Annotated in this window: 22 protein-coding genes and 1 pseudogene; 7 read left to right on the top strand and 16 right to left on the bottom strand. The window is 70.1% G+C overall.

Annotated features, from left to right (window positions below; genetic code table 11):
* Positions 1-47: 47 nt before the first annotated feature.
* From AB0J09_RS13020 to AB0J09_RS13000, 5 genes are all read right to left on the bottom strand, one after another.
* Complete coding sequence (locus AB0J09_RS13020; RefSeq protein WP_360689411.1) at positions 48-4031, bottom strand: Ig-like domain-containing protein; 3984 nt, start codon at positions 4029-4031, stop codon at positions 48-50.
* Between the two features lie 63 nt (positions 4032-4094).
* Positions 4095-5927 carry a beta-L-arabinofuranosidase domain-containing protein gene (locus AB0J09_RS13015; protein WP_360689409.1) on the bottom strand — a complete coding sequence of 611 codons (1833 nt, stop codon included), beginning with the start codon at positions 5925-5927 and terminating at the stop codon, positions 4095-4097.
* Positions 5920-6684: a carbohydrate ABC transporter permease gene (locus AB0J09_RS13010; protein ID WP_360689407.1), complete on the bottom strand. Its 765-nt coding sequence runs from the start codon at positions 6682-6684 to the stop codon at positions 5920-5922. Before AB0J09_RS13010 ends, AB0J09_RS13015 begins: the two co-directional genes overlap by 8 nt.
* Positions 6681-7595 (bottom strand): sugar ABC transporter permease, encoded by a 915-nt coding sequence (locus tag AB0J09_RS13005; protein ID WP_360689406.1) that lies wholly within the window; start codon positions 7593-7595, stop codon positions 6681-6683. Before AB0J09_RS13005 ends, AB0J09_RS13010 begins: the two co-directional genes overlap by 4 nt.
* Complete coding sequence (locus AB0J09_RS13000) at positions 7592-8863, bottom strand: sugar ABC transporter substrate-binding protein (RefSeq protein WP_360689404.1); 1272 nt, start codon at positions 8861-8863, stop codon at positions 7592-7594. Before AB0J09_RS13000 ends, AB0J09_RS13005 begins: the two co-directional genes overlap by 4 nt.
* 109 nt (positions 8864-8972) lie before the next feature.
* Between AB0J09_RS13000 and AB0J09_RS12995 the strand changes: the two genes are divergently transcribed.
* Positions 8973-9986, top strand: a complete 1014-nt coding sequence (locus AB0J09_RS12995; RefSeq protein ID WP_360689402.1) for a LacI family DNA-binding transcriptional regulator — start codon at positions 8973-8975, stop codon at positions 9984-9986.
* A gap of 16 nt (positions 9987-10002) precedes the next feature.
* Here AB0J09_RS12995 and AB0J09_RS12990 read toward each other — a convergent pair whose 3' ends face one another.
* Entirely contained in the window at positions 10003-10941 is a 939-nt protein-coding gene (locus tag AB0J09_RS12990) for a beta-ketoacyl-ACP synthase III (protein ID WP_360689400.1), read from the bottom strand.
* A gap of 46 nt (positions 10942-10987) precedes the next feature.
* On the opposite strand from AB0J09_RS12990, the gene AB0J09_RS12985 reads away from it, so the two are divergent.
* Both AB0J09_RS12985 and AB0J09_RS12980 read left to right on the top strand, forming a co-directional pair.
* Entirely contained in the window at positions 10988-11605 is a 618-nt protein-coding gene (locus tag AB0J09_RS12985) for a TetR/AcrR family transcriptional regulator (protein WP_360689399.1), read from the top strand.
* A 44-nt stretch (positions 11606-11649) separates the two neighbouring features.
* Positions 11650-12309: a TMEM175 family protein gene (locus tag AB0J09_RS12980; protein WP_360689397.1), complete on the top strand. Its 660-nt coding sequence runs from the start codon at positions 11650-11652 to the stop codon at positions 12307-12309.
* A gap of 68 nt (positions 12310-12377) precedes the next feature.
* On the opposite strand, the gene AB0J09_RS12975 is transcribed toward AB0J09_RS12980, so the two are convergent.
* The 8 genes from AB0J09_RS12975 to AB0J09_RS12940 form a co-directional block, all read right to left on the bottom strand.
* Positions 12378-12593, bottom strand: coding sequence for a hypothetical protein (locus AB0J09_RS12975; RefSeq protein ID WP_349449176.1), 216 nt, complete (start codon positions 12591-12593; stop codon positions 12378-12380).
* 37 nt (positions 12594-12630) lie between these two features.
* Positions 12631-12981: a nuclear transport factor 2 family protein gene (locus AB0J09_RS12970; RefSeq protein WP_360689395.1), complete on the bottom strand. Its 351-nt coding sequence runs from the start codon at positions 12979-12981 to the stop codon at positions 12631-12633.
* Positions 12982-12987: 6 nt separating this feature from the next.
* A complete protein-coding gene (locus AB0J09_RS12965) occupies positions 12988-13155 on the bottom strand; it encodes a DUF3140 domain-containing protein (protein WP_360689393.1) in 168 nt (55 codons plus the stop codon).
* Positions 13156-13231: 76 nt separating this feature from the next.
* Complete coding sequence (locus tag AB0J09_RS12960; RefSeq protein ID WP_360689391.1) at positions 13232-13678, bottom strand: YdeI/OmpD-associated family protein; 447 nt, start codon at positions 13676-13678, stop codon at positions 13232-13234.
* Positions 13675-14469, bottom strand: coding sequence for an alpha/beta hydrolase (locus AB0J09_RS12955; protein WP_360689389.1), 795 nt, complete (start codon positions 14467-14469; stop codon positions 13675-13677). The genes AB0J09_RS12960 and AB0J09_RS12955 overlap by 4 nt, the downstream gene beginning before the upstream one ends.
* A 479-nt stretch (positions 14470-14948) precedes the next feature.
* Positions 14949-15965: a LacI family DNA-binding transcriptional regulator gene (locus AB0J09_RS12950; protein WP_360689387.1), complete on the bottom strand. Its 1017-nt coding sequence runs from the start codon at positions 15963-15965 to the stop codon at positions 14949-14951.
* Positions 15966-16032: 67 nt separating this feature from the next.
* Complete coding sequence (locus AB0J09_RS12945; protein ID WP_360689385.1) at positions 16033-16302, bottom strand: sulfurtransferase TusA family protein; 270 nt, start codon at positions 16300-16302, stop codon at positions 16033-16035.
* A 19-nt stretch (positions 16303-16321) separates the two neighbouring features.
* Positions 16322-16924: a TetR family transcriptional regulator gene (locus AB0J09_RS12940; RefSeq protein ID WP_360689383.1), complete on the bottom strand. Its 603-nt coding sequence runs from the start codon at positions 16922-16924 to the stop codon at positions 16322-16324.
* A 65-nt stretch (positions 16925-16989) separates the two neighbouring features.
* Here AB0J09_RS12940 and AB0J09_RS12935 point away from each other — a divergent pair, with 65 nt between their 5' ends.
* Both AB0J09_RS12935 and AB0J09_RS12930 read left to right on the top strand, forming a co-directional pair.
* On the top strand, positions 16990-18237 hold the full coding sequence (locus tag AB0J09_RS12935) for an NAD(P)/FAD-dependent oxidoreductase (RefSeq protein ID WP_360689381.1): 1248 nt from the start codon (positions 16990-16992) through the stop codon (positions 18235-18237).
* Between the two features lie 300 nt (positions 18238-18537).
* Positions 18538-21432, top strand: a complete 2895-nt coding sequence (locus AB0J09_RS12930) for a BTAD domain-containing putative transcriptional regulator (protein WP_360689379.1) — start codon at positions 18538-18540, stop codon at positions 21430-21432.
* Here the strand turns inward: AB0J09_RS12930 and AB0J09_RS12925 are convergent.
* Both AB0J09_RS12925 and AB0J09_RS12920 read right to left on the bottom strand, forming a co-directional pair.
* Positions 21354-22670, bottom strand: a complete 1317-nt coding sequence (locus tag AB0J09_RS12925) for an FAD-dependent monooxygenase (protein ID WP_360689378.1) — start codon at positions 22668-22670, stop codon at positions 21354-21356. The genes AB0J09_RS12930 and AB0J09_RS12925 overlap by 79 nt on opposite strands.
* A gap of 96 nt (positions 22671-22766) precedes the next feature.
* Complete coding sequence (locus AB0J09_RS12920) at positions 22767-22988, bottom strand: hypothetical protein (protein ID WP_360689376.1); 222 nt, start codon at positions 22986-22988, stop codon at positions 22767-22769.
* 52 nt (positions 22989-23040) lie between these two features.
* Here AB0J09_RS12920 and AB0J09_RS12915 point away from each other — a divergent pair, with 52 nt between their 5' ends.
* Both AB0J09_RS12915 and AB0J09_RS12910 read left to right on the top strand, forming a co-directional pair.
* A complete protein-coding gene (locus AB0J09_RS12915) occupies positions 23041-24177 on the top strand; it encodes a sensor histidine kinase (RefSeq protein WP_360689374.1) in 1137 nt (378 codons plus the stop codon).
* A pseudogene (locus AB0J09_RS12910) lies at positions 24174-24302 on the top strand (DNA-binding response regulator); the annotation flags it as partial. The gene AB0J09_RS12915 and the pseudogene AB0J09_RS12910, both read left to right, overlap by 4 nt.

Here is a 24302-nt window from a genome sequence, read left to right as displayed (position 1 = left end):
TGCCCTGACCCGCGATCCCGCAGGGGCCAGGGCAGGGAGCCGAGGAGCTACTCCACGGTGACCGTTGCCTTGGCGGCAACGGTCGTGCCCGAAACCTGGCCGCTCACTGTGAACGTGCCCGGCTGGGCGTACTTGTCAGGGCTGATCGCCTCCCAGGTGACCGCCACCGAGCTGTCCTTGGACCCGTCGTTGTACGTCGCCACGACGGTCTTGGGCAGCGGAGGAGCGACCCCGGCCCGGGTCGTGACCGCCTCCTCGGCGATCGAGGTGATCGTCACCGCGGACGTCGTACGGACGTACACGGTGGCCTGGGCGGGCTGGCGCACGCCCTCGGCCAGACCGGCGACGGTGAAGCTGGTGCCGCCGGTCTTGACCTGGTCGGCCGTCACCTGCTGCCATGTGACGGCGGCCTGGCCGCGGGTACCGTCCGCGTAAAGAGTCTCCACCGTGGCCGGCAGCTTCGGCAGCGTGTCCACCAGCGTGGGCACGTGCACGGGGCGCACCGAGTCCGGCGGGATCGCGTAGACCTTCGCCTCGAGCAGCCCGACCGACGCCGAGCCGGACTCGAGCTGGATCCGCAGGTTCGAGGTCGTCACGGTGTCGAACGAGACGGTGTTGTAGGCGTCCACCGCGGTCGGGTAGGAGGCGACGCCGGTTACGTCCTCGAAGGAGTCGCCGTCCCATTGCTGGATCTTCCACGAGGCGGGGACGCGCACGCCGCCCTCGTCGTCGAAGAAGTACACGTCGGCCTTGTTCACGCGCACCGGAGCTGGCCATTCGAGCTGGACCCACTGCGTGCCCTGCTGCGGCCAGGTGCCCCAGCGAGGGTTGGCGCCGTCGTTGGAGCGCGGCGGGTCGATGCCGTCGTTGACGGCGGTGACCTTCTCCCACGGCGAGGTGTAGGAGGCGGTGGGCGTGGCGTAGGGGGCCACGTTCGCCTGCTCGCCTTGAGCCGCGGCGGTGACGGTCACGGTCGCGGAGGCGCTCTTCTCGCCGTCCGCGGCCGTCAGCTTCAGCCGGTACGCGCCCGCCTCCGTGAACGAGACGACCGTGCTCGTCCCGGTCGGGTCGGTGAAGAACGCGTCACCCGGCCCGTCCACCTTCGACCACTGCGTGGTCAGCGTGCCAGACGGCAGCCCGTCGTCCTTGACCACGGCGTCCACGCGGGCCTGCCCGGGACGGCTGAACGTCGCGTCCGGCACGGCCAGCACGTACGGCGCCTTGTTGGACGCGGACGGCGGCCGCGCGCCGGTCGAATACACCTGGACCTCCTTGAGCCCGGTCGCGTACCCGGGCCGGTGCGTGACCAGCACCCGGAGCTTCTGCGCCGTGACGGCCGGGAAACGGACCTCGTTGAGGTTCGCCCGGGGATAGACCGGCGCCTTGGCCTGGTTCGGCACGTCCTTCCACGTGTCGCCGTCCTGGTACTGCACCGAGTAGAACGCGGGCTCGCTGTACCCGGCCGCCTTGCGGTCGTTGTAGAAGTACAGCCTGACCAGGTCGACCGGCTGTGCCGAGCCGAGGTCCACCTCGAGCCAGTCCTGCGCCTTGCCCGAGCCCTTGCTGCCCCAGTAGGGCTCGTTGATCGTGAACCCGTCGGCCGCGCCCGCCGCGTCGCCGTGGGAGGCGGTGGCGGACTTGACCAGGTTCTGGCGGTCGGAGCGCAGGTCCACGCCGGCCTTCTGGAACAGGTCCTCCACGCGGTCGCCGGTCAGCTTGACCTCGGCGGGCGCCTTCATCGACCCGGCCTTCTCCGAGTAGACGACCTGACCGCCCTCGACCTTGCCGGTCGCGGGGTCCCAGACGGCGTGCGCGAGCCCGGACAGGGTGACCTTGCGCTTGCCGTCGATCAGGATCGAGTACCCCTCGGGCACCCCGGCGTAGTGCTTCTTCCCGTCGCCCGGCTTGTCCCAGACGATGGTCAGGTCACTGCCCCGGTAGTTGATTCCGTTGACGGTGAAGTGGTCCCAGCCGATGTCCACCGGCCAGAGCTCGACCTTGCCGTCCGAACGCGGGCGCAGGCCCATGACGTCCTCGATGACCGTCCAGTTGCTGCTGCCCAGGATCGTGTGGTGGATCCAGGAGCGGTAGTCGATGCTCTTGGTCGTGGGGTTCCAGTTCGACCAGAACTCGTTGGCGTCGGGGTAGCGGGTGTCGCCGCCGATGTACTGCGACCAGGCGTTCCAGTACAGGAGCTGCTTGTACTGGTCGGCCGTGATGTACGGCGAGGCGTACTGCCGCAGCGCCTTGGAGAACAGCGCGAAGTTCCTGGTGGAGTTGATCTGCGAGAAGTTGTTCGAGCCCGGCTTCCCCGCGGCCGCGGCCTCCGCCTTGTCCTTCTGGTTAGCCGTGTACGCCGGGAATATCGGGTATTCCGCGGGGTCGGCCCACAGGCGGAGCGCCTCCCGGTATTTCGGGTCGTCCGTCGGCACCAGCCCGGTCGCGTACGGGATGTAGTTGTTCGACTCCTTCCACGGGATCAGGTTGCCCGTCTGGAGGTCGCGGTGCTTGAACAGCTTGTCCTTGTCGTCCCAGAGCAGGGTGAGGATGCCGTTCTTGACCTTGTCGGCCACGCCGCGCATCTCGGCGGCCTTTTTCTCCCAACCAACCGACCCCGACCCACCTCCCGGCGCCGCGTTCCCCGACAGCTCGTACGCCTGCGCCGCCGCCATCGCGTTGGCGTAGACGTAGGCGCCTTCGAGCCGCTCGTTGGCCCGGTCGTAGTAGTGGAACGACACCGCGTCGGCGTCGTTGCCGGTCATGGCCTCCCAGTCGTACTCGATGACGCCGTTCTTGTTGGAGTCGTAGGCGTCGAGCTGCCCGTACACGTCCTTCTCGGCGTAGCGGGCGAGGTTGCGCAGGATCGACGGCTGCCCGCCGTGGATCTGGTAGCTCTCCAGGGCCGAGACCGAGATGTACTGCGTGTAGCTGTTCGACCAGTTCTCGGGGTCGCCCGGGTTGTCGGTGTACTTCGAGTTACGCGAGACCTCACCCACCGACACCCACGGCCCGTACGAGTAGATCGGGTCCCGCAGGTACTTGAGGTCCTGCAGGAACATCGGCACGGTCAGCACGATCGCGTTGTTGTAGCCCAGCGCCCCCTCGACGGAGGTCGGGAACTGGAAGTCGTTCCCGGGGATGTCGGCGTCGAGGAAGTTGAAGCGCATGAGCCACCAGCGGTAGTACACGAACTTCTTGATGTTCTCGTCGGGCACGTCGATGTAGGGCAGGTTCTCGGCCCACCAGGCGTTGTAGTCCTGCAGCTGCCGCCGCAGCGCCTGCTCCGGCGAGCGCCCCTTGTAGCCGTCGTACTCGGCCCGCGACCCGGCGAGTTCCTCGGTGGCGAAGCCCATCTGCACCTTGGCACGCACGGTCTTGCCCGGCTCGACCGTCACCGAGCCCTTCAACGCGCCGTCGGAGACCTTCAGCCCGTCACCGCTGAGCCGGGGGAAGATCGTGGTCAGCTTGTTCTTGGCCGCGACGACCCCGGTCAGCTCCCGATCGCCGTCGGGCGTCTTGGTGTAGGGCGAGGTCACGGTGATCGGCACTGAACGCGACGCGGATCCCGTGTTGGTGATCTCCAACGTCGTCACGGCCACGTTCTCGTGGGTGATGAACTTCTTCACCCCGACCGACAGCCCGTCCCCGGTGTACTTCCCGGTCCAGTGGCTGGGCATCTGCAGCCGCTTGGCGACGTCCTCGGTGAGCTCGCTGCCCAGCGAGATCTCGTACGCGCCGCGGTTGTCGATGCTCTCCCAGTACGCCACGTACCCGCCGAACCCGATGACCGACGGGTCGTGCTCCTTCATGAACAGCGCCCGCCCGCGCGACATCAACCACGTACCCGCCGGATCGTCGCCCGGCCGGGCCAGCATGCGGTCGATCCAGTACGAGTCGCCGCCCTTCTCCTTCTTGTAGATCTCGTCCATCATCTTGCGGGAGTTGTACGCCACGGGCTCGGCGGGCACGGGATCGGCGCCGGTGAACACCGGCATGCCGAGGTTGTCCTCCGCGGCGTACGAGGGTGACACGGCAAGCGAAGCTGTGAGCGCTAACACAGCTAAGCAAACCAACGGTTTACGCACTTGCATCTCCTAGATCGGTAGCCAGACACGCATGGTCGCGGGGCCGCGGTTCCCCCATCGGTGGTAGGGCACGAGCCGGAGCGTGACGTCCGCGCTGCTCACCCGCCCGTTGGAGGCAGGCGCGTACGGCCAGCCGCCGCCGTCGCCGGATCCCAGCGACGCCTCGACCTCCAACTCCACGGCGCCATCTGCCTCGTGCTCCACGGGCGGCTGGACCCGCGCGGTCAGGTCGCCCAGCGGCGGCTCGTCGGCCACCGACTCCGCGCAGTAGACCAGCGGCCCCCGCTCCACCGCGGCGCTCCCCCGCAGCGCGTCGATCCGCCGGTCTGGGAACGTCCACCTGGGCGCCATCGGCAGCTCGAGCCGGATCTCGTCACCGGCCCGCCACGGACCTTCGACGTAGGCGTAGCCGGGATCGACGGGGCGGACCGCCGGGCTCTCCTCCAGCGGCGCGTCGGGCGAGGACACCGGGACGCGCGCGAGCGTGGCGTCCGTGGCCCAGGCCGGGACACGCAGCCCGATCCGGCCCGCGCCGCCCTCCAGCACCCGGACGCTCACCGAGCCCTTCCACGGATAGCCGGTCTCCACCCGCACCGCCAGCCCGTCGTGCCGGATCTCCGACGGCATGTGGTGGTGGATCTGGATGCCGTCGCCCGACGAGGTCGCGACGTAGGCGGGCAGTGAGGCCAGCGTGCGGGCGATGTTGTGCGGGCAGCAGGACACGTCGAACCAGGGCGAGCGCAGCCCGCCCTCGGCGGCGTGGTTGACACCTTCGAGCGGCGTCGCGGGCACCCGCACCTGGAGCGGGTTGGCGTAGAAGAACGACTTGCCGTCCAACGCGACACCGGTGGCGAGCATGTTGTACATGGTCCGCTCGGCCAGGTCGGCATACCGGACGTCGCCAGTGGCCAGCAGCAGCCGGTGCGCCAGCATGATGGAGGCGATGCTCGCGCAGGTCTCGTTGTAGGCCCGGTCCGGCGGCAGCTCATAGTCCTCGCCGAACGACTCGTCGATGTGCCGCGAGCCCATGCCGCCGGTGAGGTGTGTGCGGCGGGCGATCGTGCGCTCCCACTGCTCCTCGACCGCCTTCAGCAGCTCCTGGTCCCCGGTCTCGATGGCCACGTCCACCACGCCGGAGGCCAGGTAGAGCGCCCGCACCGCGTGCCCGCGGAACACCTGCGCCTGCCTGACCGGAATGTCGTCCTGGTAGTAGGCGCGGCCGAAGGGGATGTCGGCGAGCGCGGGCAGGCCGCGCCGCTCGACGAAGCGCCGGGCCATCTCCAGGTACCGCTCGACCCCGGTCACGCGGTAGAGCTCGACGAGCGCCATCTCGATCACGGGGTGCCCGCAGGTCTCGGTCCCCTCCATGAACCGGCGGCAGACGTGGTCGGCGGCCCGTACCGCCACCTGGGTCAGCCGGTCCTCGCCGTGCATGCGCAGCCGGGCGACCCCGGCCTGGATGAGGTGGCCGTAGCAGTAGAGCTCGTGGCCCCACTCGAAGTCGGTGTAGCGGCTGCCGGACCAGCGGGTGTTGATGTAGCCGTCGCCCTCCTGGGCCTGGGCCACGGTCTCGGCCAGCGCGGGCAGCCCGGGATGGTCGGCCCAGGCCATGGCCTCCAGCAGCTTGTAGGTCTCGGAGTCGCTGAACTCCCGGCCCCTGCGGGGACGCACACCCCGAAAGTTGGGAATCCAGCCTTCGCGTTCCTCCCATTCCACGCAGTGGGCGATAGTCACCTCGCGGTTGAGCGCGGCCCGGTCGCCCCAGAAGCCGGGGTTCAGCCGTACCGCGTCGAGGCCGAGGGGGGACAGGACGCCCGATGAGGGCAGGACAGGGTTAGCCACGCAGAGCTCCTGACATGAATCCGCGCACGTAGTGGCGCTGCAACACGATGAAGAGGATGAGACAGGGGATGGCCATGACCATGACGCCGGCCTGGAGCATGCCGTAGTCGATCGCGCCGAACGTGTGCTGCGTCATGCTCACCACGGCCACCGGCAGGGTGAACGAGGACCCGTCGTTGAGCAGGATGAGCGGCGCGAAGAAGTCGTTCCACGAGGCGAGGAACGCGAACAGGCCCACCGTGATCAGCGCGGGCCGCACGGCGTGCAGCAGGATCCTGGTGAACGCCCTGAACGTGCCGCACCCGTCCACCAGCGCCGCCTCCTCCAGCTCGCGCGGCAGCGCCTCGAACGCGTTGCGCATCATGAACAGCGCGAACGGCAGCTGGAACATGACGAACACCAGCGACAGGCCGACGAGCGAGTTCTGCAGGCCGAGGTAGCCGAGCAGGACGTACAGCGGGATCAGGATCGTCGCGTACGGCACCATGAGAATGGCCAGCGTGGCCAGGAACAGCACGTTCTTGCCCGGGAAGTCGAAGCGGGCGAAGCCGTAGCCGCCGAGCGCGGAGATGACCAGCGTGCCCGCCACGGTCATCACCGACACGAGCGCGCTGTTGGTCGCGTACGTGCCGAGCCCCTCGCCGAAGCGGGCCATCTCCAGGTAGTTCGACGGCTCCTCCAGCGAGGCGTAGCCGCTCCACACCAGCGGGAACAGGAACAGCACCGCCAGGGCGGACAGCGTGAGATACCGGCTCATCGCAGCCTCCGCATCATCACCGTGTTGAGCCCGACGAGGGCGACGAGCAGGACGACCGAGAGCGCCGCCGCGCCGCCGAGGTCGAAGCGGAAGAACGCGTCGCGGTAGACGACCATGACCATCGAGACCGTGCTGTTGTCCGGGCCGCCGTTGGTGAAGACGAAGAACTGGTCGAAGGCCAGCAGCGAGCCCGTGACGCTGAGGATCATCATCAGCGCGAGGGTGGGGCGCAGCAGCGGCAGCGTGATCTTGGTGAACACCTGCCAGCGGTTCGCGCCGTCGCTCCTGGCGGCCTCGTACACCTCGGTCGGGATCGCCTGCAGGCCGGTCAGCAGGATGAGCATGTTGAACCCGGCGAAGCGCCACAGCACCAGCGCGATCGTGGAGAACAGCGCCATGTTGGGCGTGCCGATCCACTTGACCGGCTCGCTGGTGATGCCCAGCGCCTGGAGCATGGGGTCGATGGGGCCGAAGTCGTTGTTCAGCATCCCGTAGAACAGCAGACCGGCGGCTGCGAAGCCCACGGCGCCGGGCAGGAAGAACGCGGTCCTGAAGAAGCCGATGCCCGGCCTGCGGTCCTGCACCAGCAGGGCCAGGCCGAGCGCGACGGCCGACAGCAGGACCGTCGTGATGGCGGTGTACTTCAGCGTGAAGAGGACCGCGTCGACGAAGAGGGGGTTGTCACCGATCTTGAGGTAGTTGTCGGGGGCGTTGAGCGTGGCCGGGCCGAGCAGAGGCCAGCGGTTGAGCGACATCCAGACGACCAGCACCAGGGGCACGATGAAGAGCACCCCCACGATGACGGCCGTCGGAGCCGCGTACAGCCAGCCCTGGACCTTCCTGCTCCGCCACCGGGCGGACGGCGCGGAGTGAGCCGGCCGCCGCCCGGATCGGATGATCGTCAAGGTCATTGCTGCAGCGACTTCGTGATCTCAGTGTTGAGCTGGGGGATCTTCGAGGCGTCACCGAACACGGCCTCGCGGGCCAGCCGGAGCCACGGCCCCTGCGGGTCGTTGAAGGTCTGGCCGAAGCGCAGCGCGTAGGGCGTCTGGCCCTTGGCCACCAGCGAGTTGATCAGCACCACGCGCGGGTCTTCCGAGGAGTACTTGTTGCTGGCCAGGTCGGTGCGTGCGAGCACGTCCTTGTTCTTGGCCATGACCTCGACCTGGGCGTCGTCGGAGACCGTCCAGGACAGGAAGTCCCAGGCCGCGTCCGGGTTCTTGGACGTGGCGGAGATGCCGACGGAGTCACCGCCCACGAACGTCGACTCGCCGCCGTCGGGGCCCGCGATCGGGGTGACGCCGATCTTCATGTCCTTGGGCATCAGGCCGAGCGTGGTCGAGGGCATCGGCATGACGCCGATCTCACCCTTGGGGAAGAAGCCGGTCCAGGTCGGGCCCTGCTCCTCCTTGGCCGTCGGGCCGGTGACCTTCTTCTCGTAGAGGTCGCGCCAGATCTGGAAGACGCTCGTCATCGCGGGCTGGTCGTTGAGCGATTGGGTGCCCTCTGCGTTCATGACCTGGGCGCCGGCGGCCCAGACCGAGGGCCAGAACGTGAACACGTAACAGCCGCCGCAGTTGCCGCCGAAGAAGGTGCCGTGCACCTTGCCGTCCTTGCCCAGCTTCTCCTGGATCGTGGTGGCCTGCTGGGCGAACTCCTTCAGCGACTTCGGCCCCTTCTCGGGGTCGAGCCCGGCCTTCTGGTACAGGTCCTTGTTCCAGAACCAGACCGACAGGTCGAGCGTGTGCGGGAGCGTGTACTGCTTCCCGTCGAGCGTGCCGAGCTTCATGTGCGAGGGAGCGAGGCTGTCCTTGTACGGCAGCTTGGTGACCCTGTCCGTGATGTCCATGAACAGGCCCTGCGAGGTGTAGTTGGGGACGAAGATGACGTCGGCCGCGAACACATCGGGGAGCTGCTTGGCGCCGGCCGCGGCGGCGATGCGCGGCTGGTAGTTGTCGGTGGGGATGACGGTGAGCTTCACCTGGTTCTTGTGACTGCTGTTGTAGGCCTTGACCAGCCGCTCGCTCTGCGTCTGGGTGGCCGCGCGGGTCCACATGGTGATCGTCACGGGGCCCTCCGCCGACGGCGTTCCGCCCCCACCGCCGCCGCCGCTGCCGCAGGCCGCCGCTGTGAGCGCTAACACACCGAGTAGGGAGATCCCGGCCAGCCTTCGTCTCATGATGTGCTCCTGGACTTAAAGGTTTTCGGAAACGTAGAAGAAACAAGTGTCCATGTCAATGGGTGCTAAGGTTCTATGCAGTTCACAGCGACCGAAAAGGGTTTCGAACATGGCGGGTAAGCGGGCGACCATCAACGATGTGGCCTCGCTGGCGGGGGTATCAATCGCCACGGCGTCAAAAGCGCTCAACGGACGCCAGGACGTGCGGGCGGCGACGCGCGAGCGCGTGCTCGCCGCCGCCGCGGAGCTCTCCTTCCAGCCGAACGCCCTGGCCAGGGGGCTGATCTCAGGGCAGACGCGCACGGTCGGCCTGCTGACCTCCGACAGCGTCGGCCGGTTCGGCATCCCGGTGCTGCTCGGGGCGGAGGACGCCTTCGGCGCCGGCGAGATGGCCGTCCTGCTCTGCGACGCGCGGGGCGACGCGATCAGGGAGCAGCACCACGTGCGGGCGCTGTTGTCACGCCGCGTGGACGGGCTGATCGTGGTGGGCGAGAGCACGAACCCGCGGCCGTCGGTGAGCAAGGACCTGCCGGTGCCTGTGGTGTACGCGTACGGCCCGTCGGAGGACCCGTCGGACGTGTCCTTCGTGCCGGACGACGTGGGCGCGGCGGCCATGGCCGTCAACCACCTGCTGGCCATGGGGCGCCGCAGGATCGCGCACATCACCGGCCCGACGCACTACAAGGCCGCACGCGACCGCGAGGACGGCCTGCGCCTCGCGCTCAAGGAGGCGGGCGTGGCGCAGGCCGGGCAGACGCTGTCGGGGCCGTGGTCGCAGCGGTGGGGGCGGCACGCGGCCGAGATGCTGCTGATGGCCGAGCCGGAGGTCGACGCGGTGTTCTGCGGGAGCGACCAGATCGCGGCCGGTTTCGTGGAGGCGGCCAGGGAACGCGGGCGCCGGGTGCCGGACGACATCGCGGTGGTGGGCTACGACAACTGGGAGGTGCTCTCCACGGAGACCCGGCCCGCGCTGACCACGGTGGACATGAACCTTGAGCAGCTGGGAAGGACGGCCGCCCAGCACCTCTTCGCCGCCATCGACGGCAAGGCGACGCCGGGGATCCACAAGATGCCCTGCCAGCTCGTGATCCGCGACTCCACCTCCCCGCCGGGCATCTCCTGACTGCTTGAAGGCATGGTCAGGGGCAGCGTACGACCATGCCCGCGTAGGACAGGTTCCCCCCGAACCCGAAGAGCAGCATCGGCGCCCCGCGCCGGACCTCGCCCCGCTCCAGCAGCTTCGACAGCGCCAGCGGCACGCTCGCGGCCGAGGTGTTCCCCGACTCCACGACATCACGCGCCACGATCGCGTTGACCGCGCCGAGCTTGGCGGCGACGGGCTCGATGATGCGCAGGTTCGCCTGGTGGAACACCACCGCCGCCAGGTCCTCGGGCCGTACGCCACCGCGCTCGCACGCCCGGCGGGCGATGTCGGGGAGCTGCGTGGTGGCCCACCGGTAGACGGTCTGGCCGTCCTGGGAGAAGCGGGTCGGGGTGCCCTCGATGCGTACGGCGGTGCCCAGCTCCGGCGCGGAGCCCCACACCACCGGGCCGATCTCCGCCTCGGCCGCCGCGCTGACCACGGCCGCCCCGGCCCCGTCGCCGGTCAGCACGCACGTGGTCCGGTCGGTCCAGTCGGTGACCGCCGTCATCTTGTCCACCCCCACGACCAGGGCGTTCGTGGCCGCCCCCGCCCGGATGGTGTGGTCGGCCAGCGCCAGGGCGTGGGTGAAGCCGGAGCACGACACGCCGACGTCCATCAGCGCCGCGCCCGGCACGCCGAGCTTGGCGGCGACGCGGGAGGCGACGTTGGGGGCGCGCTCGGTCTGCGTGCAGGTGGCGATGAGCAGGAGGTCGATGTCGGACGCGTCCAGGCCGCTCGCCGCCAGGGCCTTGGCGGCGGCGTGCCCGGCCAGGTCGGCCACGCTCTCCTCGGGCCCGGCCACATGCCGGGTACGGATGCCGACCCGCTTGCTGATCCACTCGTCGCTGGTGTCCACCATGGTCGCCAAATCCTCATTTGTCAGGATTTTTGCTGGTTGATAGTGGCCCGTGGCGACAAGTCGTGATCCGTTCATGGGCCGGACTATAGCAAGCGAACGTTCGGACGCTAAAGTATGCGACATGAGTCCGCGTAAGTCCGTCGCCGAAGCCCTCGGCACGCGTGCGGCCATCCTCGACCGCTCGGTCGCCATCGCCTCGGCCGAGGGGCTCGAAGGGCTGACCATCGGCCGCCTCGCCGGCGAGCTGGGCATGAGCAAGTCAGGCGTGCTCGGGCACTTCGGCTCCAAGGAGGCGCTGCAGCTCGCGGTCCTCGGCAGGGCCGGGGAGGTCTTCCGCGCCGAGGTCTGGGAGCCCGCCCTCCCCGCCGCGCCCGGCCTGGCCCGGCTGCGGGTGCTCTGCGAGGCGTGGATCTCCTACCTGGAACGCGAGGTCTTCCCCGGCGGGTGCTTCTTCGTGGCCGCGGCGCACGAGTTCGACGGCAGAGGGGGGCCGGTGCGGGACGCGGTCGAGTCCCGGTTCGACGCCTGGCGCGGGCGGCTGCGCAAGGAGGCCCAGCGCGCGGTGGACGCCGGGGACCTGCCGGAGCGGACGGATCCCGACCAGCTCGCCTTCGAACTGCTCGGCATGGTCATGGCCCTGAACCACGCCATCCAGCTGCACCACGACCCGCAGGCGCCGGACCGCGCCCGCCGCGCCGTACAAGCCCGCCTGGGTGATCCTGAGCGCCTGAGCGCCTGAGCGCGGCGACCGCATCCGTGGCACACTTGCAAACCGTGTCAAACATGGGCGGCACGGACAGCCGGGACTCCCCTCACTTCACCGACGAAGAGGACCGGCGGCATGTCCGCGAACGGCTGGTCTTCTTCTCCGATGCGGTGATCGCCATCGCGATGACGCTACTCGCACTGGAGCTGCCCGTTCCGCACGGGCGGACGGACGCCGAGGTCTGGCACTCGTTCGTGGAGTTGCTCCCCGACGAGTACCTGAACTTCGTGATCAGCTTCGGGGTCATCGCCGCGTTCTGGGTCGCCCACCACCAGTACTTCCGCGAGATCCACGTGGTGGACGCCACTCTGCGGCGGTACAACCTCGGCTGGCTGTTCCTCGTCGTGGTGGTGCCGTTCGCCACCCGGGTGAGCAGCGAGGTCGGGGATCTCATCCTGGGCCCGGTCCTGTACGCCATCGTCATCAGCGGGATCGCGCTGCTCATGGTGCTGATGGTGCGGCACGCGATCCGCGCTCACCTCCTGCGTACCGAGGCACCCACGCAACGGATGCGCGGGTTGGTGGTGGGCACGGGCACGGCGGCGGTGGTGTTCCTCCTGTCGATCCCGGTGAGCTTCGCCAGCCCCTCCTGGGGCAAGTACTTCTGGCTGCTCACGGTCGTCGCCTCGCGCGTCACGAACCGGGTGTTCGAGCGCCACACCGCGTCGGCCTCTTAGCCCGCCGACGGGCAGCCCGTTACACCCGGTCGCCTGCCCTGCGGGGCGACCGGGAGCAAGGCCGTGTGCTAGGCGCCTGCGGACAACCGCTCGAAAAGTGCCACCGCCGCTTCCCGGACCTCGTCCGGGGCGACCCCGTCCAGCGTCTTCCTGGCGTGCGAGATGTCGCGGGTGGTGGCAAGCGTGATGGCCACGGACGAGGCGGCGGCGTGGTCGATCGATCCCGTCGGGGCGGCGTCAGCCAGTTCCTGGGCGCTCGCGGCGAGGTCGAGGTTGTCTCTCAACGGATCTCCTCGGATGAAGACGGTTCGGCCCATTGCATCATTTGACGTCGTGTCTCATCCACCATTCGGTGAATTCCCGGCATCGGCCGTCGGGTACGAACCTGATCACCCACAGATTACTGTACGTTTTGTCCGGATACGTAGTGACCCCCTGGATAACGCTCACGTCATCGGTCACGGACACCGGATGCCACTCGAACGTGGCCTCACCTGGCTTGTCCTGCCGCCCCAGCCACTGCGAGACGATGTCGTCACGCCCGTGCCAGGGCGGGCTGTACGGCTCGGTGTAGTAGAGGGCGTCCTGGGTGAAGAGTGCGGAGATGTCGTCGGGATCGTTGGTGTTCCAGGCCCGTACGTAGCCCTCGATCCACAGATGCGGCTCGACCACGGTGGTCTACCCCCTCAGCGGATCGTGGCCCACGGACATGAGCTCGGGGTCGGGCGGGAAGCCGTCCTCGTGGGAGGCGTCGGCCAGCAGGTGCGCGCGCAGCTCCTCGAAGTGCATGTTCACCAGTCGGTGGAACTCGTCCCACAGCATGTCGCTCTCAAAGCCCTCAGTCATGGTGGCCGCATACCCGCCGAACACCGCGTTACGCGCCTCTCTCCGGCCGGACGACGCTTTACGCTGGGTAAACGTCTCACCCGATGCCGTCCGCGAGCTTGGCGATCGTGTCAATGACGCGCCGCTGCCTGGTCTCCGGCTTCTTGGCGCCCTCGATCTGCAGCACGTACCGCTTCTTGCGCGAATAGGACAGGCGCTCGAAGAACTTCCTCGCCTCGGGGGCGTGCTCGAGCGCCTCGGCCAGATCGGCGGGCACCTCGATCTCCCGGGGCGCGGTGTCGAGCGCGACCTCCACCTCCACCGCGTCGCCCGCCGACACGCCCGCGCCCTGCCGGTTCTCCGCGCTGAGCGGCAGCATGAACCGGCCGCCCATCGGGGCCACCGTGCTGCGGTAGGTGTGGGAGTTGATCGTGACCGTCACGGAGGGCCGCTTGCCGGCCCCGAGCCCCTCGACGACCTCGGCCGGGACCTCGAATCCCGTGGCGGTCTTGCCGCCCAGCTCGATCGTGGTGCGGAATCTCATCGGAAGAAACCCTCCAGCACGGGCGCCAGCGCCGCCGGCTTGACGATGTGGGTCTGGCCTTCGAGCGTGCGGTGCTCGGCGTTGGGCAGGAGCTCGGCCAGCGACCTGGCGGCGTTGCGGATCCATGCCTGGCTCTTGCCGCCGTCCATGACGAGCGTGGGGACCTTCACGGAGGCCCAGCTCGACGCCGGGTACGGGGTGCCGTGCTCGTACTGGGCCACGAACGCCGCGTCGTACGGGAGCGTGTGCGCCACGGCCTTGAGCGTCGACCAGGCGGGCATGAAGCGCATCATGGCCACGACCACCGCCGGCAGGCCGACGCCCTTGCGCATGAAGTAGCGGATGGCGTCGGCGCCGCGGCCCTCGGCGACCATCTCGTCGAGCCGGCGCACGTAGTCGTCGGGGATGGGCGGCCTGCTGCCGTCCACGATGAACGGCGGCTCGTACAGCGCCAGCCTCTCGACCGGCACCCCGCTCTCGACGGCCACCAGCGCGACGGCGGCGCCCGACGACGTGCCGTACAGGCGGACCGCGTCGCCGGCCTCCGCGACCAGCGCGGCCAGGTCCTCGATCTCGCGCTCGGGGGCGAACGGCCTGGTGTCGCCGCTCTCGCCGCGGCCGCGCCGGTCGTAGGTGTAGACCGTGAAGCTCGCGGCCAGCGCGGTGGCGAGGTCGGTGTTGATGCTCTGCCCGCGGTAGCTCATGGCGCCGTCCACGAGGATGACGGCGGGGCCCTGGCCTGCGCGGGTGTACGCGATGGAGGTGCCGTCCGCCGAGATGACCTTGCTCATGATTTCCTCCGTTCCCTGGGAATGAGAGTAGATGCCGACAAAAAAATTTGTCAAGGTCGGGCCGAAGGCTTCGGTCACGGTTCGTGAGATTTCCTATCTCGTTTAGGTATAGGCGTACTCAGGCGTTCCCCTCCGGACTCCGTCATGGTGGGAGCCGTCTCAGCGCGGGGGCGCGGGGGCGGTTCCAGGCAACGTGCCGCGAAGGAGGGGACGGCACGTGCCGCGGGCCGGGCCCGGTGGTCTGCCAGCCGCCTGCGCCCGCCCGCGGCACGCGCCGGGATCACCCACGCGCGCCCGGATGGCACGGGCCGCGTGCAGGGTGGGCCTAGGGATCTCCCCAGGGCGCTCCAAGAGGCGCGCGGCGGCGCGGCTTCCCGCCGGCGCCCTGGGGGGGCGTACGTGGCGGGAGGTCACGCAGAATCGCGCGTGTCCCCTGAATGGGCGGGCAGGGAGCCCGTCCACCCCTGGGAGGCGAAGGTCTACGTGCTGGACTGAGCGGGCCCGGTGCTGCCGCGCGGTGTGAGCACGGCCGCCTGGTCCTCGTAAGGGGGCACGCTCTCACCCGCGATCAGCGCGAGCAGCCGCTGGGCGGCGTGCGCCCCGTACGCGGGGATGTCGCGGGTGAGAGCCGTCAGCGGCGGCCGGACGACCTGGGAGAGCGGCGAGTCGTCCCAGGCCACGATGGACAGGTCGTGCGGCACCTCCACCCGCATCTCCTGGGCGACCGACAGGCCCGCCACGGCCATGATGTCGTTGTCGTAGACGATCGCCGTGGGCCGGTGGGGGGAGCTGAGCAGCCGCCTGGTGGCCCTGGCGCCCTCCTCGCCGGTGTAGTCGGTGTGCACGGTGACGTGCTCGGCCATGCCCTCGCACGCCTGGGCGAACGCCTGGTCGCGTACGGTCGTGTGCACCAGCTCGGGCAGCCCCGCCACCCGCGCGATGCGGCGGTGGCCCAGCGCCACCAGGTAGCCGACGGTCTCGCGCACCGCCTCGCCGTCGTCGGACCAGATGGCCGACAGTGAGCCCGACTCCGAGGGGTGGCCGATGACCACGACCGGCATGCCGAGCTGCTCCAGCTCTCCCACCCGGGTGTCCGAATAGTGCAGATCAACGAGGAACACGCCGTCGATCCGGCTCTCCCCCCACCAGCGCCGGTAGACCTCGCTCTCCTGCTCATGGCTCGGGACGACCTGGAGCAGCAGCGCGTAGGACCGGTCAGCGAGAACGCCCTCGATGCCGCTGATCAGCTCCATGAAGAACGGCTCGACGCCCAGGATGCGGGCGGGACGGCAGAGCGCGAGGCCGACGCAGTTGGCCCTGGCGCCGTTGAGGGCCCGCGCCGCGCTGTTGGGCCGCCAGCCGATCTCCTCGGCGATGGCGACGATCTTCGCCCGCGTCGCGTCCGACACCCCCGGCTGCCCGTTGAGCGCGTAGGAGACCGCCACCTTGGACACCCCAGCCCGGCTGGCGATGTCGGCGATCGTGGGTCGCTTCACGCTCTCCCTTCTGAACCGGATAACCCTCATACTCTAGGCCACCCCTTCCGATAAGGGAATTAACCGCTTAAGCCACGTGCCACGGTTTGGCCTCCTCGGTCTCCTTCGACTCGCCGGCCACGCGCAGCGCGTACGTGGGCCGCTCCGCCCCCGGCACGGGCCCGAGGTACGTGTGCCCGGTCAGGTGGCACCAGGCGGGCAGGTCGACGGGCGCGGCGGGATCGGAGGCGATCAGATGGATCACGGCTCCGGGGCCGGCCGTACGCACGTGACCGCGCAGCTCGATGAGCAACTGCACACAGAGCTTGTCACCGCCGTCCACTACGAGATCAGGCATACGTACAGGAAACCACTCCTCACGAGCGGGGGGTGTCCCTCAGGTGGCCCACGAGCTTCTCGACCTCCCTCGCATAGTGCTCGGCGAACTCCGGCGAGTCCGGGTCACGACCCCAGACGGCCCGGACGAGCTGCGGGAACGAGATGCCCGCCGCCGCCATGGAGAACAGCGCCACCAGCAACGCCCCCGGGTCGAGGTCCGCCGGGAACTCCCCGTCCCGCTGGCGCTGCCGCAGGTGCTCGAGGTCCCTGCGCACTTCCTCGACGAACGCCGGGTCGGGCGGAACGTCGTCGGTGAGGCCCTCCCAGAGCATCAGCCTGCCGTAGTCGCGGCGCTCGGCGTTGCCCCGCACGTATCCGGCGGCCAGCGCGCCCAGCGAGGCCGAGCGGTCGGCGAACGCGCTCTCCTCGGCCTGCCAGCGCGTGGTCAGCGCCCGGTGCAGGCCCTCCTTGCCGCCGAAGTAGTACGAGATCAGCTGCTTGTTGACTCCGGCCCTGGCGGCGATCTCGCCGACCCGCGCCCCCGCGAACCCCTTCGCCGCGAACTCCTCCAGCGCGGCCTGCAGGATGCGGGCCTTCGTTCGCTCGGCGTCGCGCTGCTTCTCCTCCGGTGCCCGTCTCATGAGGCGCACTTTATCATCCATCCGGATGGTTGACAGAATCATCCGAGTGGATGATTGTTGGAGTCATGGCACAGAACATCGCGATCATCGGTGGCGGCGTCGGCGGGCTCTGCCTGGCCCAGGGGCTGCGCAAGGCGGGCCTCGACGTGACCGTCTACGAGCGGGACAGGACCCCGGCGGACCGGCTGCAGGGCTACCGCGTGCACATCGACCCGAACGGCGCCCGCGCGCTGCACGACTGCCTGCCCCCGCATCTGTGGCGGGCCTTCCTCGACACGGCCGGGCAGAGCGGCCAGGACTTCGGCTTCCTCACCGAGCGGCTGGAGCTGCTCACGCTGCTCGAAACGCCCAAGGCGGCCGACCCGGCCGACGACCATCATTCGGCCAGCCGCATCACGCTCAGGCAGGTGCTGCTGTCGGGGCTCGACGACGTCGTGCGGTTCGGGAAGTCGTACGAGAGGTACGAGCGGCTCCCCGACGGGCGGGTCGAGCTGTTCTTCGCGGACGGCACCAGCGAGACCGCGGACATCGTGGTCGGCGCGGACGGCGGGAACTCGCGGGTGCGCAGGCAGTACCTGCCGCACGCCGAGCGGGTGGACACCGGGATCACGACGGTGGCCGGCAAGTTCCCGCTCACCGACGAGACCAGGAAGCTCCTGGCGTCGCGGCTGGTGGACGGGCCGAACAACGTCATCCCGCCCAGGGGGATGGGGCTGTTCACCGCGCCGCACGACCTGCGCGACGAGGTCGCGTACGGCGGGATCGGGGTGACCGAGCAGGAGGGCGCGCTGATGGACAACACCAGCGGCTACCTACTGTGGGCGTTCGGCGCGGCCGGCTCCCGCTTCCCCACCGACATTTCCGAAATGTCGGGCGAGCGGCTCAAGGCCACCGTGGCACGGATGATCGAATCCTGGCATCCCGACCTGCGCAGGCTGGTCGACATGTCGCACCCCGACACGGTCACCCTGCTGCCGATCCGTACCTCCATCCCGATCGACCCCTGGCCCGCCACGAACATCACCCTGCTCGGCGACGCCATCCACAGCATGACGCCGATGCGCGGCATCGGCGCGAACACCGCGCTACGCGACGCCCGCCTGCTCTGCCTGGCTCTCGCCGGTGGCGGCTCGATCGAGGCCATCGCGGATTACGAGGCCCAGATGCGCGAGTACGGCTTCGCCGCCGTCCGCGACTCGCTGCGGGCGGCCGAGCAGTTCGTCGGCGACAGCCGGGTGGCGCGGGCGGGGTTCAAGACCTTCCTCCGGCTGGCGCGACGCTTTCCCTCGCTGAAGGCCAAGGCGTTCTCATGAGCCGGCCTGTCGCACGGGAGTGGCCGGTCGCGGTCGTCTCGACCGCCATCCGCGACTCCAACCCGAGCTGGGTGAAGCGCTCAAGCAGGGGCTGCGGATCGAAGAGTGTGGAGGCGTGCCAGGCATCGACACGATGGACCGCCTTCTGCGGGCTGTGGCGGCGTTCGAAACGGACGCGTACGAGCTCCCCGTGGCGGCGGCAGCGCTCGAGCGGGGAGGGGGGCGGGCCGCTGCCGAAGGAACGGGGCGCGGAGCCCGTGGGGTGCATACTGTGGAATCGGCGTGCGCGGGGAGGGCGGGGTGCGGGTCGGGATCCTGGGGCCGCTTCAGGTGGCGGGGTGCGCGGTCGGCGGTGCCCGGGTGCGGGCGCTGCTGGTACGGCTGGCGCTGGACCCCGGCCGCGTGGTGACCGCCGATCGGCTGATCGACGATCTGTGGCCGGACGAGCCGCCCGCCCATCCCATGGCGGCGCTGCAGTCGCTGGTGTCCAGGGCGCGCAGGGAAGCACCCGGCCTGATCGCGTCCCACCCCGCCGGATACGTGCTCGACGTGCCGCCGGACGAGGTGGACGCGTGGGCGTTCGAGCGGCTCGTACGGGCCGGTGACGTGCACGGGGCACTGGCGCTGTGGCGGGGCACGGCGTTGGCGGACGCGTACGAACTGCCCTTCGCCACGGCCCCGGCGGCCCGCCTGGAGGAGCTGCGCCTCACCGCCCTGGCCACGAGGATCGCCACCGACCTCACAGCCGGCGACCGCACCGCCACCGACCTCACGGCCGACGGCGGAGCCGCCGCCGAGGGCCGGCCCGACCTGGTGGCCGAGCTGGAGGAACTGGTCGCCGCCCATCCGTTACGCGAGCCGTTCCACGCCCTGCTCATCCGCGCGCTGGCCGCGAGGGGGCGGCGGGCGGAGGCGCTCGACGTCTTCGAACGGATAAGAGCCGCCCTGGCCGACGAGCTGGGCGTCGATCCCGGGCCCGAGCTGCGGGAAGCCCACCTGGAAGCGCTCAAGGACGCCGAGCCGAAGACCAACCTGCCCGCCCGGCTCACGAGCTTCGTGGGCCGATCGGAGGACATCTCCCGGCTGAACGGGCTCCTCGACCGGGCCAGGCTGGTCACGCTCGTCGGGCCCGGCGGGGCCGGGAAGACCCGGCTGGCCGTCGAAGCGGCCGCGAACCTCAAGGTGCCGGACGGCGTGTGGCTGGTCGAGCTGGCCGCCGTCACCGACGTACGGGCCGCCGTGGAGAGTGTGCTCAGGACGACCGACCTCACCAGAGCCCTGCGCGGCACCGCGCCCCTGATCGTGCTGGACAACTGCGAGCACCTGATCGAGGACGCCGCCAAGATCGCGCGGTGGCTGCTGTCCGAGGTAGGAGGGCTGAGGATCCTCGCCACCAGCAGGGAGCCGCTCGACATCCCAGGCGAGACGCTGCACCAGGTACTGCCGCTGCCCGAGGAGAAGGCGGCCGAGCTGTTCATGGACCGGGCCGCCGCCGCCAGGCCCGCCCTCCGGCTGAGGCGGGAGGAGGCCACGCGGATCTGCCGCGAGCTCGACGGCATCCCGCTGGCCATCGAGCTGGCCGCCGCGCGCCTGCGTACGATGCCGGTGTCCGTGCTGGTCGAGCAGCTCGGCGACCGGCTGGCCTTCCGCGGCGGCCGCACGTCGGAGCCCCGCCACCGCACGCTGCGCGCGGTCATCGACTGGAGCTGGAACCTGCTCTCCGAGCGCGAGCGCGACCTGCTCCGCGGCCTGACGGTGTTCTCGGGCGGCGCCACGTACGAGGCGATCTCCCAGGTCTGCGGCGGCGAGCTGGACCTGCTCTCCTCGCTGGTGGACAAGTCGCTCATCCAGATCTCCGGTGACCGCTACACGATGCTGGAGACCATCAGGCAGTACGCCGCCGCCGACCTCCCTGAGCTCCGCCTGGCCCACGCCCGCTACTACACGGAGCTGGCCGAGACCGCGGAGCCGCACCTGCGGACCGGCGACCAGCTCACATGGCTGACCGTGCTGGACGCCGAGCGGGGCAACCTGGACGCGGCGCTGCGCCACACCGACGACCCGCTCAGGCTGATCCTGCCGCGGTTCTGGCCGTGGATCATGCGGGGCAGGCAGCGCGAGATCCTGCAGCAGGCCGAGGCGGTGCTGCGCAGGGTGGGAGACGTGCCGCCGCCGGGCCGGGCGCTGGCGCACGGGATCTGCCAGGTGCTCATGGGGGCCGAGCCCACCCAGGCGGTGCTGGAGTCGGACCATCCGGCCGCGCTCAACTCCTGGGCGATGGGGGCGATGAGCGGGGGCGCGCCGCCCGCCGACGTGGTGGACCTCACCGATCGGGCCGCGGAGCGGCTGCGCGATCATCCCGACCTGTGGACCAGGTCGGCGGCGCTGCTGGCCGCGGGCATCGTCCGGTTCGAGTACGGGGCGGTGGCCGGGGCCGAGGACCTGCTGAAGCCGGCGGTCGAAGGGCTCAGGGTCACCGGCGACCGGTGGGGGCAGTGGGCCGGGCTCTTCTGGCTCTCGCTGGCCGCCGAGAATCGGGGAGACTTCGCCGCGGCGGTCGCCCTGGCTGAGGAGCCGGAGCGGCTGGCCGCCGAGCTGACGGGGCCCGATACCCCGATGGGGGTGATGACGTTCTCGCTGCGGGTCGGGCAGCTCAAGGGGCGCGCGGGGGACCACACCGGGGCCGCCGCCGCGCTGGAGCAGGCGTGGGCCGCGGCTGTCAGGTCCGAGGACCGGGCGATCGTGGCCAGGGTCATGCACGCCAGGGCCGAGCTGGCCAGGCGTACCGGCCGCCCGGAGGAGGCCGCCCGGCTGCTGGAGGCGGCGCTCGGGCTCGACGTCGAGCTTCCCGCGCAGGCCAGGGCGTTCATGTACGTCGAGCTCGCCCGCGTGCGCGAGCCCGGCGAGCCGTTGCGCCGGGCTCTGGAGCTGATGGCCACGTGCTCCGACAGGACCGCGCGGGCGACCGTGCTGGAGGGCGTGGCCGAGCACCTGGAGCCGGCGGTGGCGGCCGAGCTGCTCGGCGCCGCTCGGGCACTGCGCGGGATCGACGAGTCCGCCGATCCCCACGTCCACGAGCTGGCGGGAAGGTGCCTGGCCGCACTGGGCGAGGACGGCTACCGCGCGGCGTCGGCGAGGGGCGCTTCGATGCCGAACCCGGAGAGGTACGCGCTGAGGCCGCTCTCGTCCCCGTGATAGCCGATGTAGCCGTCGGGGCGGACGAGCATGACGCCCTGCCGGCCGTCGAGCGGCGGAAGAACCTTGAAGGGATACTTCGTCGCCGTGTCCGCCAGCAGCAGGAAGCCGGTGCCGCGCTGCTCGGCGAAGAGCGCGCCGAGCCGCTCGCCGCCGCGCTCGCCCACCGACAGGGGGCTGCCGAGGTAGGCCAGATCGAGCTGGTTGGTGTCGTCCCCGCGCCTGGTGTCGTTCTCCCTGTACAGGCGGGTGCTGAGGCCCAGCACGTGCTCCGCTACCGCCATCCGCTCGTCCTCGTACGTCTCCAGCAGCGCTTCGGAGCCGACGGCCAGCTTCCAGCCCAGGTTGTAGGCGTCCTGGACGCCGGTGTTGAGCCCCTGGCCGCCCGCCGGCGTGTGCACGTGGGCCGCGTCCCCGGCCAGGAACACCCGGCCGTCCCTGAACCGTTCGGCCATGCGTATGTTGACCCGGTACTCCGAGCGCCACACGACCTCGTCGATCCGGACGTGCGGCGCGTGCCGGCCGACGAGCCCGAGCAGGTCGTCGTCGCCGGTGTACGGGGCGACGAGCTGGAAGACGTCGGTGTTCGGCAGCGGGCAGATCGTGAAGTGGATGGCCTGCTCCGCCATCGAGCCCCAGACGTGCCAGTGCTCGTGGTCGAGGTCGCCCGTCTTGATGTCGGCCAGCAGCATGCGCTCGCTCTCGTACGTCTCGCCGGCGAAGCCGACGCCGAGCCGCTTGCGTACGATGCTGCGGCCGCCGTCCGCCCCGACCAGGTAGGCGCAGCGGACGTGCTCGCCCGTGCTCAGGTGGGCCGTCACGCCCTCGTCGTCCTGCTCGAACCCGGTCAGCTCGACCCCGAACTCCACCTGATGCCCCAGCTCGGCCAGCCGGTCGCGCAGGATCCGCTCGGTCCGCCACTGCGGCTGCATGATCAGGTTGGGGTACGGCACGCCTTCCGACGGCTCGCGGATCTCGTCCATGCGCCCTTCCCAGACGACCTGGTCGCCCTGGTAGCTGCGCAGGCTCGGGTATTCGCGGCCGGTGGCGAGGATCTCGTCGATCACGCCGAGGTCGTCGAAGACCTCCAGCGTGCGCGGCTGCAGCCCCTTGCCGCGCACGCCGGTGTTCGGCTGCGGGGAGCTCTCCACGATGCGGAAGTCGACGCCCCTGCGGGCCAGCTCGATGGCCAGCGTCAGTCCCGTCGGCCCGGAGCCGACGATCAGCGTGTTCGTCATGGGGATGACGATGCACAGGGCCGCTGCCAGATCTCTGTCAGCCGCTTTCAGCGGCGTAGCCGATGGAACAGCGCCACGCGGGCGCGGCTGCCGAACCTACGTGACGCCTTCTTGCTGGAGGCGCTTGAGCAGCGTGTCCCGGCGGCCCTCGAGCTGGGCGATCAGCTCTTCCTGCTCGTCCGCCTGACTGATCACGGCCGAGATCTCCACCTGGTCGGTCGCACCGAAGTCGCGGATCTGGTTGCGCAGGTCCTGATTCTCGGCTCTCAACCGGGCCAGATCCTCTTCGATCTGCCGGAGTTCGTCCTTTGTGCTCATTTACCTGCTCTACCCAGATGCGTCCCGCCGATTACCCCCCAGAATGGGAGGCATGCGAAGGCCCTCCACCAGTACGATCGTGTCACTCGTGGTGATCGCGGCGACGCTGGTCGGCACGGTCGTCACGTACGCGTTCCGGGAGGACGCGCAGCCCAACGTCCTCGACGTGGTGCTGCCGGTCATCGCCTGCTGCGGGCTGCTGCTGCGGGAGCGCTATCCCGTCGGGGCGCTGATCCTGGTGATGGTGTGCGTCGGCATTTACTACCCGTACGCGGGGCTCGACGGGCCGCTCGCCATACTCCCGTTCGTCGCCCTCTACACCGCGGCCGACCGGGGCCACCTCACCGCAGCCATCGCTGTGGGGGCGGCGTCGCTGCTGGGCATGGGGATCGGCGAGACGGGCGGCGTCAGGCACGTGGAGAACAGCCTGTTCCTCATGATCGCTGGCTGGGAGGTCGCGGCCGTCGCGTTCGGCGGCGTCACCCGCAGCCGTCGTGCCTACCTGCGGGCGGTCGAGCAGCGTGCGCTCGAGGCCGAGCACAGCAAGGAAGAGGAGGCCAGGCGGCGGGCGAGCGAGGAGCGACTGCGGATCGCGCGCGAGCTGCACGACGTGCTCGGGCACAACATCTCCATGATCAACGTGCAGGCCTCGGCGGCGCTGCACGGGTTGAAGAAGCGGCCGGAGGACGCCGAGACGGCGCTGCGGACGATCAAGGACAGCAGCAAGGAGACGCTGCGCGAGCTGCGGACCACCCTGGGCGTGCTGCGCCAGGTGGACGAGGACGCGCCGACCACGCCCGCCGACAGCCTCGCGCGGGTGGAGGCGCTGGTCGCGGCGTCGGGGCTGGAGGTGCGTACGGAGCTGTCCGGGCCGCTCGACGCCGTGCCGACCGAGGTGGACCTGGCGGCCGCCCGCATCGTGAGGGAGGCACTCACCAACGTCTCCCGCCATTCCGGCACAACCCAGGCAACGCTCACGATCACCAACGCATCAGGAAATATCATGATCCGCGTGGAGGATGATGGGCCGGGCGCCACGTACGACGAGGGCAGCGGCTTCGGCCTGCAGGGCATGCGCGAGCGCGCCATGGCGCTCGGCGGCACCCTGGAGGCCGGCTCGCGCCCCGAGGGCGGCTTCCGCGTGGTCGCCCACCTGCCACTGAACCTGCCATCGAACGGGGCCGGATGATCCGCGTACTGCTCGCCGACGACCAGACCCTGGTACGGGCCGGGTTCCGGTCCATACTCAGCGACGAGGACGACTTCGAGGTCGTCGCCGAGGCCGCCAACGGCGCGGCGGCCGTGGCCGGGGCC

The organism is Nonomuraea sp. NPDC049784 (assembly GCF_040659615.1).
Classification (GTDB): Bacteria; Actinomycetota; Actinomycetes; order Streptosporangiales; family Streptosporangiaceae; genus Nonomuraea.
Note: the sequence above shows the minus strand (reverse complement) of the source record. Positions and strands in the feature narration are given on the sequence as shown.